Annotated in this window: 10 protein-coding genes; 5 read left to right on the plus strand and 5 right to left on the minus strand. The window is 56.2% G+C overall.

The window, feature by feature from the left end; all coding sequences use genetic code 11:
- Positions 1–52: 52 nt before the first annotated feature.
- From KKW20_RS05590 to KKW20_RS05610, 5 genes are all read left to right on the plus strand, one after another.
- On the plus strand, positions 53–1,759 hold the full coding sequence (locus KKW20_RS05590) for a hypothetical protein (protein ID WP_214566862.1): 1,707 nt from the start codon (positions 53–55) through the stop codon (positions 1,757–1,759).
- Positions 1,756–2,406, plus strand: a complete 651-nt coding sequence (locus tag KKW20_RS05595; RefSeq protein WP_214566863.1) for a DUF3726 domain-containing protein — start codon at positions 1,756–1,758, stop codon at positions 2,404–2,406. The genes KKW20_RS05590 and KKW20_RS05595 overlap by 4 nt, the downstream gene beginning before the upstream one ends.
- Before the next feature lie 57 nt (positions 2,407–2,463).
- Entirely contained in the window at positions 2,464–3,471 is a 1,008-nt protein-coding gene (locus tag KKW20_RS05600) for an Ldh family oxidoreductase (RefSeq protein WP_214566864.1), read from the plus strand.
- A 330-nt stretch (positions 3,472–3,801) separates the two neighbouring features.
- Positions 3,802–5,172, plus strand: coding sequence for an efflux RND transporter periplasmic adaptor subunit (locus KKW20_RS05605; protein ID WP_214566865.1), 1,371 nt, complete (start codon positions 3,802–3,804; stop codon positions 5,170–5,172).
- A gap of 1 nt (position 5,173) precedes the next feature.
- A complete protein-coding gene (locus KKW20_RS05610; RefSeq protein WP_214566866.1) occupies positions 5,174–8,290 on the plus strand; it encodes an efflux RND transporter permease subunit in 3,117 nt (1,038 codons plus the stop codon).
- Between the two features lie 58 nt (positions 8,291–8,348).
- Here the strand turns inward: KKW20_RS05610 and KKW20_RS05615 are convergent, their stop codons facing one another.
- From KKW20_RS05615 to KKW20_RS05635, 5 genes are all read right to left on the minus strand, one after another.
- Complete coding sequence (locus KKW20_RS05615) at positions 8,349–8,594, minus strand: FeoC-like transcriptional regulator (RefSeq protein WP_214566867.1); 246 nt, start codon at positions 8,592–8,594, stop codon at positions 8,349–8,351.
- 9 nt (positions 8,595–8,603) lie between these two features.
- A complete protein-coding gene (feoB, locus tag KKW20_RS05620) occupies positions 8,604–10,919 on the minus strand; it encodes a Fe(2+) transporter permease subunit FeoB (RefSeq protein WP_214566868.1) in 2,316 nt (771 codons plus the stop codon).
- Positions 10,916–11,155, minus strand: a complete 240-nt coding sequence (locus KKW20_RS05625; RefSeq protein WP_246534457.1) for a FeoA family protein — start codon at positions 11,153–11,155, stop codon at positions 10,916–10,918. Before KKW20_RS05625 ends, feoB begins: the two co-directional genes overlap by 4 nt.
- A 104-nt stretch (positions 11,156–11,259) precedes the next feature.
- Positions 11,260–11,829 (minus strand): UbiX family flavin prenyltransferase, encoded by a 570-nt coding sequence (locus tag KKW20_RS05630; protein ID WP_214566869.1) that lies wholly within the window; start codon positions 11,827–11,829, stop codon positions 11,260–11,262.
- Positions 11,826–13,334: a UbiD family decarboxylase gene (locus KKW20_RS05635; protein WP_214566870.1), complete on the minus strand. Its 1,509-nt coding sequence runs from the start codon at positions 13,332–13,334 to the stop codon at positions 11,826–11,828. Before KKW20_RS05635 ends, KKW20_RS05630 begins: the two co-directional genes overlap by 4 nt.
- Between the last annotated feature and the right edge of the window lie 109 nt (positions 13,335–13,443).

Here is a 13,443-nt window from a genome sequence, read left to right on the forward strand (position 1 = left end):
ATTCGCTGAAAAAGGAAACCACCTTAACGTCCTGACTGCAAAGGCCAATAGAATGAGCGATATAGCACGCCGCGACCCAAATACGGTCATGCGCCTCGCGCGCCTCGGTTCCATCCATCAATCGCGCCTGTCGTTTATGCGCGTCCTGACCCGCCGCCTTGCGCGCGAAGGCTGGACGTTTGAGCAAACCGCATTTGAGGTGGATGACAATGGTGAAGGTCACGCGGTTTATACCGCACATGGCCCAGACCGTGCCTATTCTTTGATTGCCTATGCACATGACCTTCCTGCGGAAAAACGATCTGACCGCGTGATCGCCGAGGCTTGGGATGCAACATTTACTCTGTTTGACGGGGTGCCGACTGCGGACGATATTGAACGCCTGTCCCATAATATTCCGGTGCAAGAAGCGGGTCGTGTTTCGGGAACGGAACTGTCTGTATCGCGCGCCAACCGATCGGTTCGCCTGTGGGAACATGTGGTGTCTGAACTGGCGGCCGGTCGCCAACCCTCTGCTGAACAAATTGACGCTGTGGGGTATCTGATGCGCACCACCGCTGTTTATGGATCAGGAAAATTGGGCGCGGCGGATCGCGAAATGATCGCCGACCGGCCCGAATTCCGCGCCCCGTTCCAAGTGGAAATGCTGTCGGTTTTCCTGACCCGCTGGTTTGTACGTGATCTGGTGCAGCATATGGCGGATCGTCGTGCTGCAAATGCAGGCGAAGATGCGGCGAAACTGTCTGACGAACTGGCCCGCTCGATGGGCATCGGCAATTCAACCGGGCTGGGCATGGCGCCGTTCCTGCTCAACCATCCGGTTCTTTTCAACAACTGGGTGGCGGCCAGAGAAAACGCCATTCAGACTGTGCGGTCTTTGCAGGCTGCTGGCGCAGAAGAGGTGGCCCTTTTCCTGTCGTTGATTGAACGGAGCAAAATCACCATCGCAGGATGGCATTCAGAACATAAGATCCAGCTTGAGAAGCTCGACGGTCTGCGGGCTGACGTGGAAAAAGTGAGCGACTATCTCGCGAAAAATGACCTGAGCGGTCCGCGCCCTTGGGATGGGTTATATATTTGGGCCGAAACTGCCCTGTCGCTGGAAGGGCAGGAATGGATCGCGTCGCTTATCCTCGAACCTTATGGTGATCTGGTTGATGGGTTCGCTGATGATATGGCGGCTGACAATACCGCGACTTTCCGTATAGCTGGGGCAATGACAATTGGCGAACTGCGCGCCTTGCTTCGGGATATTTATGCGTGGGCGATCGACACTGATTGGGTGGCGCCGGAGAATAAAGCCCGCGCGTGGTATGTGTCTGAAGAAAAGCTGGAACCCCGTTTGGGCGAACGGTTCGAAGAACCTATTGAAGAATATGAGCAACCCTTGGCACCCGGGCGGGATGCGGCGCGTTTGTTTGCGGCACTTGAGCATTGGCCGGACGAGGCGCAGGTTGCTGAGTTTGTTTTGCGCCATCCAGAGCATCGCCACGTCTTGCGCCGGGCGCAAATTGTGGGCCGCGCGCCCTATGCGGAAATTCGCGACAACACGATTTCGGATCAGGTGCTGCCGATTGACATGCTGCGCTGTAAGTTGGCGTTCTTTGGGGCCACACAATTTGATCCACGCTCTGATCGTTGGGTGCGGATTTGTATGTATGGCAATGCGCCGTTCCCAACCGAACTGACGACTGAGAACGCAGATTTCTGGGTGTTTCCAGATCGTGACGGATCCGACATGAAAGGGGTGGGCGCATGAGCCATTCTTTGAACGAAATCGAAGCGATGAGCAAACGGGCCGCCCGTGGCGCCGGCTTGTCCTGGGGATTGGCGGAAGAAGCCGCCAAAGGCACGCGTTGGTTGTCGTCTTTTGGGTTTTCTGGACCCGAATTGCTGGCAGATTTGCTGGAGCTTAACGACCGCCTGCCGCCGGTTGATTTCTCGCCTGTATCGTTGCGCGCCGACGTCTGGCATGCGCCCGCGCGGCGGATGAGCCCGCTGTTGGCCGGTGCCGCCTTAAGTGATTGCGCTGTGCGTTTGCTCGAGCGTGGAACCATTACGATGGAAAACGTCAGCCTGCCGATGCTCGCGGTGCCCTTTATGGGGGGGGCTGCATTGCGCCTTGGGGTGCCAGTGGCCGTTGAATGGGAGGGTGTCCGTTTGGCCACCGATGGCAAACAACTCAGCGTTCAAGGCGATGCAACGGCGCTTCGATCTGCGCAAGCGGATCGCGTGGTGTTCATCGCGCCCGCTGAAATGGCCGGGCGACGTGAACCGGTGATGCGCGCAGATGTGTCTGACGAAAGCTGGGAGCGCCTTGGCGTTTTTGCCCATCGCACCTATGCGCCAGCAACCGAAGAGAGCCGCCTGCGTGGGGCCGGGGCAGGGTTAAGCGACAATGATTGATCCGCTCTCACTGACCTAGGTGACTGATCCGCAAGAATAACAACAAGAAAGACCGACATGACCGCAACTGAAACACTGACCCTATCTGAAATCGAAGACCTTGCCTTTCGCGCCCTTGTGAACGCAGGCACATCCGAACAAAACGCCCGCCCATTGGCCGTGGCGACCGCGATGACTGAAGCGGATGGGGTGGCCTCGCATGGGCTCGCCTATATCCCGATTTACGCACAGCATGTGGAATGCGGTAAGGTCGATGGGCAGGCTGTCCCAGTTTTGGCGCAACCGCGACCAGCCGTGGTTACCGTCGATGCGGCGACAGGGTTTGCGCATGCTGCCATTGATTTGGGGTTTGAAAAACTGATCCCATTGGCGAAAGAGATGGGGGTCGCTGTTCTTGCGGTGAATAATTCCTATAACTGTGGTGTTCTTGGTGTGCATACCCAACGGTTGGCACAGGCCGGATTGTTGGGGCTTGGATTTACCAATGCGCCCGCGTCGATCGCACCATCCGGGGGGGCCAAGCCCGTGGTGGGCACGAACCCGTTTTCCATCTCGGCACCGGATGAGGCTGGCAACGCCGCTTTGCTGATCGATCAATCGGCCAGCACCATTGCCAAAAGCGAAGTGATGAAACACGCGCGCGAAGGTAAAGAGGTGCCCTTGGGCTGGGTGTTGGATGCCGATGGCGCGCCGACCACTGACCCAGATGCGGGCCTGAAAGGGTCGATGGTTCCATCCGGTGACTACAAAGGGGTCGGAATTGCGCTGACGGTGGAGCTGATGGCCGCTGCGATGACCGGGGCCACCTTGGGGTCCGTCGCCAGCCCGTTTTCCGGCACAGCGGGGGGGCCGCCGAAAACAGGTCAGTTCTTTATTGCGATTGACCCTGTTGCCACGTCGGGCGGCATGTTCCAAGAAAAGCTGACGGCATTGCTTGCTTCGTTTCGGGAGCAGGATGGCGCGCGTTTGCCGGGCGATGGCCGCCGGGCCTGTCGCCATCGCGCAGCAAAAGAAGGTGTCGCGGTGAACGCAGCGCTCTTGGAAAAAGTGCGCGCTTTGATTTGATGTGACGTCGAACAAACCGATAGGGCTGGGCCGGTTCGCGATCTGCGGGCCGGCTTTTGTCGTTTAAGGCTGAATAACGTTTGAGCGACCCTTGGCTAATGTGTTTTCAGGGTGGGTCGCTGTGCCCAAATGCCGCTTATTGGGGCTTGTGCCTTGGCAGAAGTTTAAGTCATATGCGAAAGACGGAATGTGATATGAAAATCACACAGAGCGCGACGGAAAACAAAAAGCGCCACGTTAAACAGATGTCGTGTGTTTTGCACTCCGCGCAGGATACGTGACAAACCGTGATATCCACCGCCAAAGCCAAAACCTGAAAGAGAGATCCTGATGAACCTGAAACCACTCTTATTACTTCCGCCACTGGTTGTTGGTGCGGTGGGGTTTGTCTGGATGACATCGCGGCCTGCGCCCGACATGCCGACCTTGCCAGAAACGGCGCTGGCCGTGCGTATGCAAACCATCTCCTCGCATCCCATCGCGTCCGAAGCGGTGGGATATGGTCGTGTCGCCGCCGAACACAGCTGGTCTGCCATCGCGGAAGTGCAGGGGCGTATGGTTGAAATGCCTGTCGGTTTGGATGTGGGCAACATTGTCGAAAAGGACCAAGTGCTGTTCGGGATGGACCGCACAGACCACGAACTTGCCCACAGCAAGGCATTGGCCAATGTGGCGTCTGTAAAAGCGCAGATCGCGGAAATGACCCGGCAGGAAGAAAATACAACCAAATTGCGCGATGTAGAACGGCGCATCCTGGAGGTCGCGCAAGCGGAATATGAGCGGGTAAAATCCCTGTTGGATCGTGGCGCCGGGTCGGTGGCCGCGGTTGATAGTGCGCAAAAATCGCTTTTGGCCCAGCAAATGTCGCTCACAAAAACAGATAATACTCTGGCCTTATTCCCAGCGCAAAAAGAGACCTTGGGTGCGACCTTGACCTTGCGCCTTGCTGAGTTGGCCGAGGCGGAACGTGCCCTGTCGAAAACAACCATTCGCGCACCTTTCCGTGGGCGCGTCGCGAGTATTTCGGGCGAGTTGGGCCAATTTGTCCGTGTTGGGGACAACCTTATCACGCTTGAAAGCACCGATGCGGTTGAAGTGGTGGCAGAGCTGCAACCCTCGGCCTTTGGCCCCCTGGTGTTTTCGCTTTTCAATGGCAAGAGCGCGCCTGATATTGCGCCAGATGTCGCTGCGGACGTCGAAATTGAAACCAGCCGTTTTGTCGACGTGCTGAATGAAGCCGGCGTAACGGCAACCGTGCGACTTGCGTCAAACACCGAGATGCAAGGCTGGTCTGCACAGATCATGCGCCAAAGGGGCTCTATGGACAGCGAAACCAGCGCGATGGGAATTGTCGTACGCGTCAGTGATCCGTTGGTGGCGCATCCCGTGCTTCACCGGCCACCGCTTCAAGTTGGCAGCTTCGTCGAGGTGACATTCCAAACCAAACCCACTGGGAACAATCTGTCGATCCCACGCAATGCGGTGCATATGTCCGATCAGGGGACGTCCTTCGTCTATGTGGCAAATGATGACGACCGATTGGAAATGCGCGAAGTGCAATTGGGCCAGGTTCTCAAAGATCAGGTGATTGTCATAAAGGGGCTTCGCGACGGACAGCGTTTGGTTTTGGGGTCGCCAAATCCACCCGTTCTGGGGATGAAACTTGCCCCGGTCGATCTGCCGGAAAGCGGGGACAAGTGATATGATTTCCTATTTTGTACGCCACCCGGTGGCCGCCAATTTGATGATGGTACTGATCTGCATTTTGGGCGTTGCGACAATCCGTTCAATCGAGCGCGAGACCTTTCCCGAATTTGCGGCCACAAATGTTGGGGTCACGGTGATCTATCCTGGCGCGTCTGCACGCGATGTGGACGAAGATGTTTGCACGCCTCTGGAAGATGCTTTGACCGGCGTCAATGGCTTGGCGGAGTTGACCTGCCTGTCCGTAGATGGCCGCGCGAGTGCCACCGCAGAAATGTCGGAAGGCGGCGAAATTATCCAGTTCTTCAATGATGTGTTCTCGGCGGTGTCCGGCATAAATGATTTCCCGGCCGAGGCGGAAACCCCCGCTGTTGAGGTCATGTCTCGAACCGATCTTGTCGCACTGCTTGCGGTGTCGGGGATTTCTGGAAAACAGGGACTGATCGAATATAGCGACCAATTGGCGGACCGACTTTTGGCTTTGGACGGTGTTGCGGACACCACTGTTTCGGGCATCACGGATCGCGAACTTCAGGTGGTGTTTGACGAAGCCGCCTTGCGCCGTTTTGGACTGTCGAGCCGCGACATTGTTGATGCCATCACCGCGCGCAGCCTCAGCCAGCCGCTTGGAAGTGCTGATCTGACGGACAACAGCATTGTGCTGCGCTATGATGATACCCGCCGCACCGTTGCGGAACTTGAAGACCTCATTGTTTTGCAAAATGCATCCGGCGGGTTTGTGCGGTTACGTGATCTGGCCGACGTGCAGATGCGCGATGCCAATGAGGATATCGAGGCCTTTATCGACGGCAGCCAAGCGGCCATTATCTCGATCTCAAAAGCCAAAGATGTGGACAGTATTCGGGTTTTCGAGGAGGTGTCAGAAGTGATCGAAGCCGAGCGGGCCGCCTATCCCGCCCCCTTCGATCTGACCGTCACCAACAATATGACCGAGGTTGTCGAGGAACGCCTTGATGTCATCGTGAAAAACATCGCCATGGGGCTGGTTCTGGTGTTCGCCACCATGTGGTTGTTCTTTTCCCTGCGCGAGGCGTTATGGATTTCTGCGACCCTTCCCGTGTCGTTCCTCGGCACCCTTTTTGTTATGAGCACCCTTGGCGTCACGATCAATATGATCACGCTTGTGGCCCTTTTGATGGCGGTCGGTCTGATCATGGATGACAGCATTGTCATCGCGGAAAATATCGACAAATGGCGCCACCGGGTCGGCCCGCTGGAAGCGGCGGTAAAAGGCACGTTGGAGGTCATGCCGGGTGTGATTTCATCTTTTCTAACAACCGCTTGTGTGTTTGGTCCGCTGATGTTTTTGTCCGGTGAAATGGGGCAAATTCTACGCTTTATTCCGGTGGTCTTGTTGATCACGCTGTCGCTTTCTTTGATCGAAGGGTTTTTGATCCTGCCGCATCACTTAAGCCATTCGGGCGGCGGCGGGGTCGAGGATCACGAAAACAGATGGGCGGCGAAGTTGTTGGATCGGTTGAAAGAGCGTGTGGTGCTGCCCATCGCGGCGCGGCTGGTTGAATGGCGGTATCTGACGCTTGGGTCAGTCGTTGCGATTTTAATGCTGTCCATCGCCCTGATCGCGTCTGGTACCATTAAGGTGGTGGGGTTCCCCGCGACCGAAAGCGATACGATCCGGGCGCGCTTTTCACTGACATCGGGGATCGCGCGCGCGCACACGATCTCGACCGTGGATCAATTGCTTGTGGCTTTGGATCAGGTGGATCAGAAATTCACGCAAGGCACCGTGGGGAATGCGCCCTTGGTGCAACGCCGTTTGGTGCAATATGCTGTAAACAGTGATGTGTATGACAACGGATCCAACACGGCCACCATTACGGTCGACCTGCTGGAAAGTAGCCTGCGGAATGTGTCCGCCGATGAGGTGCTTGATGCATGGCGGGCGGCGGCGGGGCCGATTGCGGATCTGACGCAATCATCGTTTACACAGTCTGAAATGGGTCCCGGTGGATTTGATCTTGATGTGGAATTGACCGGATATGATCTGGCAGAGCTTGAGGCGGCATCGAACGCCATGCTCGGCGCGCTTTTGGCGCGCCCGGATGTCAGTGAGGCCTCGCAGGATTTCTATGGTGGCCGGCAAGAAATCCGGTTGACGCTTAATGAATATGGCTATTCCATTGGGTTGACGCCGCAGCGTGTGTCTGACCAGATCCGCAGCGCATTTGAAGGGGCCGAGACGGACAGCTTTCGTTCAAATCAATCCAGCATGTCTGTGCGGGTGAAATTGGATGATACCGTCGCCAACCTGACCGATCTGGAGCAGTTTCCGATCTCTGTCGGGCAAGGCAAACAGGTGGCCTTGTCGACAGTTGCAGAGCTGACCATGAAGCAGGGCTATCCAACAATCACACGGAAAGATGGCCGTGCGCTGGCGCGGATCCGGGGGCAGATTGACAAATCAGCCACCACATCCGCGCTTATTTCCGCTGTGGTGACGGACGATATCTCCCCAGATATCAAGGCGCGTTTTCCAGGCGTTTCCGTCGGCATCAGCGGGGCAACCGCAGAGCAGAACGAAAGCCAGAAATCTTTGGGGGTGTTGCTGCTTTTGGGGCTTGTTGGAGTCTATATGGTGCTGGCATTTCAATTCCGATCCTACACATTGCCGGTGGTGATCATGCTGTCGATCCCATTTGCGTTAATTGGCACAATTTTGGGCCACTGGGCGCTGGGGTTGAACATGTCGATGCCAAGCATGATTGGCTTTGCCTCTCTGGCTGGGATTGTGGTCAACAACGCCATTCTGTTTCTGACATTTTTCCAAACCCACCTGATCGAGAGGAATTATGTAGAGGCCGCTCTGAATGCAGTTCGGGCGCGGTTCCGACCAATACTATTGTCGACCTCAACCACCTTTATTGGTCTGGTGCCGATCATTTTGGACAGTAATCCGCAGGTGCAGACGATGGTTCCCTTGGTGGTGTCCGTTGCATTTGGGTTGATGGCATCAATGATCTTGGTTTTGCTGGTCTTCCCCGCGCTGATTTCAATCTATTTTGATGTCTTTGATGTGAGAAAATGGATGGGGCATTTTGCGCCGGAAGACCAAGACGTGCTGCCGCAAAATTGAACCGTATAACACCTGCGACGGGTGTTGTTTTGGTGCAGGAAAAGGTGTTGGCCCCCAATTATCCTTGGGGGCCAATCCAATCATAAATCTCAAAACTCGCCGAGACACCGCAGCCACCGCAATCGCCTGTCGGCTTGCAGCCACCGCATTCCGCGCCAAAATCATGCCGCACGACCAGCCCTTTTTTGACCCAATGCGCAAGCATTCCACGCAATGCATCTGGGGGTGTGCGAAACTTGTTGGACAAGTCCACAATGCTCGCAGAGCCACGCTTCTCTAGATATGCTTTGAGGTCCAGCAGCATGGGGAAATCCTAACGCAATGCCATTGGTGGCGGCGTGGCATTTGACCTCCGGCCAATCAGGCCAAGGGCAACGACAAGGCAAAGGACCAAGCCAAGGATCCCAGCAATCCACCAGCTTGACCCTGTGGGGTGTCTGGCGAAGGTTGCGACCTGATAGAACAGCACCGCCGTTCCATAGGCCATGCCCATGGTCCATCCGCTGGCAAACACGGCCCAGCGCCAACCGGTTTCGCGCCAGATGGCCCCAACCGTTGCCACACAAGGCATATAAAGCAAAATCATCAGAAGATAAGCAAAAGCCCCAATACGCCCGTCAAATAACGAGGCCATCGTGCCAAAAATACTGCCGTCAACCTCTTGGGTCGCTGCGGCCGCGTCGGGTGAACTGACATCGCCGATATTCAAGCCCAGCGGGTCGCTCGCCATGCCAAACCCATCGCGCAGATTTGGGCCGATTGTGGCGAAGGCGGATGTGATGCCATTGGCCAGAGAATAGGGCTTCTCCCCCTGTTGGCCTTCCGCGGCCAAATCGGCATAAAGCGTATTGAGCGTGCCAACCACGGCCTCTTTGGCGAGGATCCCGGTGAATATGCCGACGGTCGCTGGCCAATTGTCTTGTTCGATACCCATCGGGGCAAAGGCCGGGGTTAGGGTGCGCCCTATTTGTGACAACACAGATGCATCGCTGTCTTCGTTGCCAAAGCTGCCATCCGTGCCCCAGGAATTCAGAAACGCGAGCACAACCACCATCGCAACGATGACTTGCCCGGCCTCGGTCAGAAAATCATGCAACCGATGCCAGCTGCGCAGCAATATCCCGCGAAATGAGGGGAGATGATAGGGGGGGAGTTCCATCACGAAGGGGGTGGGTTTGCCCTGTAGCAGTGTGACTTTCAAAAGTAACCCGGTTCCAACGGCCGCCAATAAACCAAGGAAATACAGCGCAAAAACAAGGTTTTGCCCGCCCGTGGGGAAAAAGGCGGCTGCAAATAACGCATAAACGGGCAACCGGGCGCCACAGGACATGAAAGGGGCCATCATCACGGTCAACGTGCGATCCCGTTGGCTGTCCAGTGTCCGTGTCGCCATGATTGCAGGGACATTGCAGCCAAACCCAACAATCAGCGGTACAAATGATTTCCCCGGCAAACCGATCATGCGCATGAAACGGTCCATCACAAAAGCGGCGCGTGCCATATAGCCGCTGTCCTCCAACACAGAGAGAAACAGGAAAAGGCAGGCCACAATCGGGATAAAGGTCGCGACGGTTTGAATGCCGCCACCAACCCCCGTTGCCAGCAAAGTCACGCTCCAGTCTGGTGCGCCACCCCATGCCAACAGTTCGGCCACTCCGTCCACAAACAGCGTGCCCGCCAAAATGTCGAAAAAGTCGATGAACGCCCCGCCGACATTGATGGTGAACATGAACATCAGATACATGACCAGCAGGAAAATCGGAATGCCAAGCATCCGGTTGAGGATCACATGGTCGACGCGATCTGAGATCGTTCGGCTGATTTCATTGGTTCGTTGAACCGCATGCTCAACAATCTGCGCGACAAATTCATAGCGCCCACAGGCGACCAACGTGTCCGCGTCCAACCCGCTTTCGGCCTCTAGTTCCTGACGCAATAGCTGCGCCTGATCGGCGAATTCGGGATCTATCATGGCGGGGCAAATCTCATCCCCCTCAAGGGTTTTAATCGCCAGCCATCGGGCGTTTTGCGTACCTATTGTTGTTGGGGGCATGTCGCAAAGCTTCGCGATTGCAGCTTCCATAGGGGGCGAGAAAACAGTGCTGTTGCTCGGTCGCAGGCCGTTCTTCGCGGCGTCAATCACAAGGTCTTTTAGGGGGGCAATGCCCGTGTTCTCAGCCGCAACCAAACCAATCACGGGGCAGCCAAGCTTTTGCGACAGCGCATGCGTATCAATCTGGATTTTCCGCGACGCGGCGATGTCCATCATGTTCAATGCCACCACAACGGGTGTGCCCATTTCAAGCAGTTGAACGGTCAGATAGAGATTGCGTTCAAGGTTCGAGGCATCCAGCACATTTACAACGAGGTCTGGCTGTTCGGTCAGGATGAAGTCGCGGGCAATCCGTTCATCCAACGATGCGTCATCGCCGGCAACACTCAGTGAATATACGCCGGGAAGATCAACCAGATTTACGGTGATCGATTGATGTGTGAATGTCCCGACCTTTTTTTCAACCGTCACGCCGGGCCAATTTCCTACATGTTGGTGGGTTCCCGTTAAGGTATTGAAAAGGGTGGTTTTCCCGCAATTTGGGTTGCCAGCAATCGCAATGGTGAGCGCGGTCATGCGGTGACCTTTGTAACCGATATTGCTTCGGCTTCGTGTTTGCGAAGACTAAGGGCATACCCACGAATGCGAATTTCAACAGGGTCGCCCAAAGGGGCCAGTCGGGTGACGCTAAACTCTGCGCCCAAGGTCAGGCCCATCGACAACAATTTGCGTTTATAGGATTGCGCAGTGTCACAGAATTTCGCCACCTGTGCCCGGTCCCCAACCGCGAGGTCTTTTAGTTTCAATTCCATCTCGGCACCTTTGTCTGAGCAGACTCAATCTGAGTATTTTCGTCAGTTAATAGATGCGAGTCGTTCTCAGTTCTTTGATCAAGGTCAAATTCTGCCTTTGGGGATCAGCTGTCCGACCAGGATTTTGCCATCGGGCGTGATATCCCCAGCAAATCAATGGAACGCGCGGCGATTTGGTCGATGACCTCATCAAGGCTTTGTGGCTTGAGGTAAAATGCCGGCGCAGGTGGGAAGATGATCGCGCCAAGCTCTGTCGCTGACCTCATGTTGCGAAGATGCGCAAGCGTTAACGGGGCCTCGCGCGTGATCAGCACCAATCGGCGTCGTTCTTTCAATTGAACGCCCGCCGCGCGCGTCAGCAGATTGTCGTCTAGTCCGTTTGCGATGGCCGCCAAACTGCGCATGGAGCAGGGGGCCACGATCATCCCCGCCACCGGGCTGGACCCCGAGGCGATAGTTGCACCGATATTGTCAATTGAATGCAGGGTCGTCGCCAGAGAGAACAGTGCCTCTTTGGCGTTGGGGCCGCATTCTTCCTGCAACGTCCGTTCTGCGGCCCGGCTGACAACCAAATCCAAGGTGACATCGGTCTGGCGAAGCTGGCGCGCGACCGACAGCGCAAGCGCCGCACCTGAGGCCCCCGCGACACCTAAAATAACACGAGGGCTGGTCATGCTTTCAACTCCGGCATCACGCGTGCAACAAGATCCGCTGCAAAGGCGGCATCGTCAGGGGCGGTGGCCATCACCTCTCCCCATTCACGCGTGGTTTCACTGTCAATTTTTGTGGTGGCGTCAATGCCCATTTTGCCCGCAAGCCCGGGTTGAGGAGAGGCAAAATCGAGATAATCCATCGGGGTGTTCTCAATCATCATCACATCCCGCGATGGATCCATGCGCGTGGCCAGTGCCCATGCAATATCGTCCCAGTTTCGCGGATCAATGTCATCGTCCACCACGATGATCATCTTGGTATAGCTGAACTGTGGCAGCATTCCCCACAAGGCCATCATCACCCGGCGGGCTTGCCCCGGATAGCGTTTGTTGATGCTGACGACAGCCATACGATAGGAACATGCGGCAGGCGGCAACCAAATGTCTTTGATTTCAGGGATCTGTGCACGCATTGTCGGCAAGGCCAGCTTGTTGAAAACCTCGCCTATGATCGCCGGTTCATCCGGTGGGCGTCCTGTATAGGTCGACAGATAGAGCGGATCTTTGCGATGTGTGATCCCCGTGACATGCATCACAGGAAAGGGTTCCGCGGGATTGTAATACCCGGTGTGATCGCCAAAGGGGCCTTCGGGTGCCGTGTCTGTTGGTGACACCCATCCCTCCAGAATGATCTCGGCCTCGGCTGGCACCATCAACGGCACGGTTTTGGCCGCAACCAACCGGGGGCGTGTGTCGTTTAACGCACCTGCAAAGGTCAGCTCTGATACGCTTTCCGGAAGCGGAAGGGCCGCCGACAGCAATGTTGCGGGATCTGCGCCCAAGACAATGGCAATCGGCGTTTTCTCACCTTCACGCGCCCAACTTTGGTGATGGGCCGCGCCGCCACGATGGGGCAACCAGCGCATAATCACCCGGTTGTGATCCAACACCTGCGCGCGGTACACCCCGGCATTATAGGTTGCGACATCCCCTGCCTCTGTGCCGTGGGGCCGGGTGACAACAACGGGCCACGTGATCAGCGGTCCTGCATCTCCCGGCCAATGGGTTTGCACAGGGATGGCGGATAAATCGACGTCATTCTCGGTCTTGACCACCTGCTGCACGGGCGCAGATTTGACAATTTTAGGCCGCGTGGAAAGGGCTGCTTTTAACATGGGCCACCGCGACAGAGCATCGCGCAAACCATCCGGCGGCGTAGGCGCGCGCAAGGCGGCAAGAAAGGCGCCCAGATCATCCAGTTTGTCCAATGTAATGCCCAGCCCGGCGGCCACGCGGGCGGTTGTTCCAAAAAGATTGGTGATCACGGGCGTATCTGATGGTGTGCCAGTGTCGATCATCGGTTGATCAAACCGCAACACCGGCCCACCGGCTTCCAGCACCATGCGATGGACAGCCGTCATCTGGTGGCGTGTGGCGACGGGCTCTGGCACAGAGGTCAGCTGGTTTGTTTCATTGCACCAGTCCAGAAAACTGCGCAAACTTGGAAATGGTGGAAGCTCGCGCAAGAGGCCACTCCTCAATTCGATTTTTCCAGCATGTAACAGCAAAAAAATATCGGTGATTTGACAATCGTCAACTCGGGCGCATTTGCAACCGCGTAGCAAGGGCGGGTTG

The sequence above is a fragment of the Aliiroseovarius lamellibrachiae genome (assembly GCF_018599245.1).
GTDB lineage: Bacteria > Pseudomonadota > Alphaproteobacteria > Rhodobacterales > Rhodobacteraceae > Aliiroseovarius > Aliiroseovarius lamellibrachiae.

Bases quoted from the DNA above. Each gene is read 5' to 3' on its own strand.
- KKW20_RS05590 (WP_214566862.1), top strand. From the start codon at position 53: ATGAGCGATATAGCACGCCGCGACCCAAATACGGTCATGCGCCTCGCG.
- KKW20_RS05595 (WP_214566863.1), top strand. From the start codon at position 1,756: ATGAGCCATTCTTTGAACGAAATCGAAGCGATGAGCAAACGGGCCGCC.
- KKW20_RS05600 (WP_214566864.1), top strand. From the start codon at position 2,464: ATGACCGCAACTGAAACACTGACCCTATCTGAAATCGAAGACCTTGCC.
- KKW20_RS05605 (WP_214566865.1), top strand. From the start codon at position 3,802: ATGAACCTGAAACCACTCTTATTACTTCCGCCACTGGTTGTTGGTGCG.
- KKW20_RS05610 (WP_214566866.1), top strand. From the start codon at position 5,174: ATGATTTCCTATTTTGTACGCCACCCGGTGGCCGCCAATTTGATGATG.
- KKW20_RS05615 (WP_214566867.1), bottom strand. From the start codon at position 8,594: ATGCTGCTGGACCTCAAAGCATATCTAGAGAAGCGTGGCTCTGCGAGC.
- feoB (WP_214566868.1), bottom strand. From the start codon at position 10,919: ATGACCGCGCTCACCATTGCGATTGCTGGCAACCCAAATTGCGGGAAA.
- KKW20_RS05625 (WP_246534457.1), bottom strand. From the start codon at position 11,155: ATGGAATTGAAACTAAAAGACCTCGCGGTTGGGGACCGGGCACAGGTG.
- KKW20_RS05630 (WP_214566869.1), bottom strand. From the start codon at position 11,829: ATGACCAGCCCTCGTGTTATTTTAGGTGTCGCGGGGGCCTCAGGTGCG.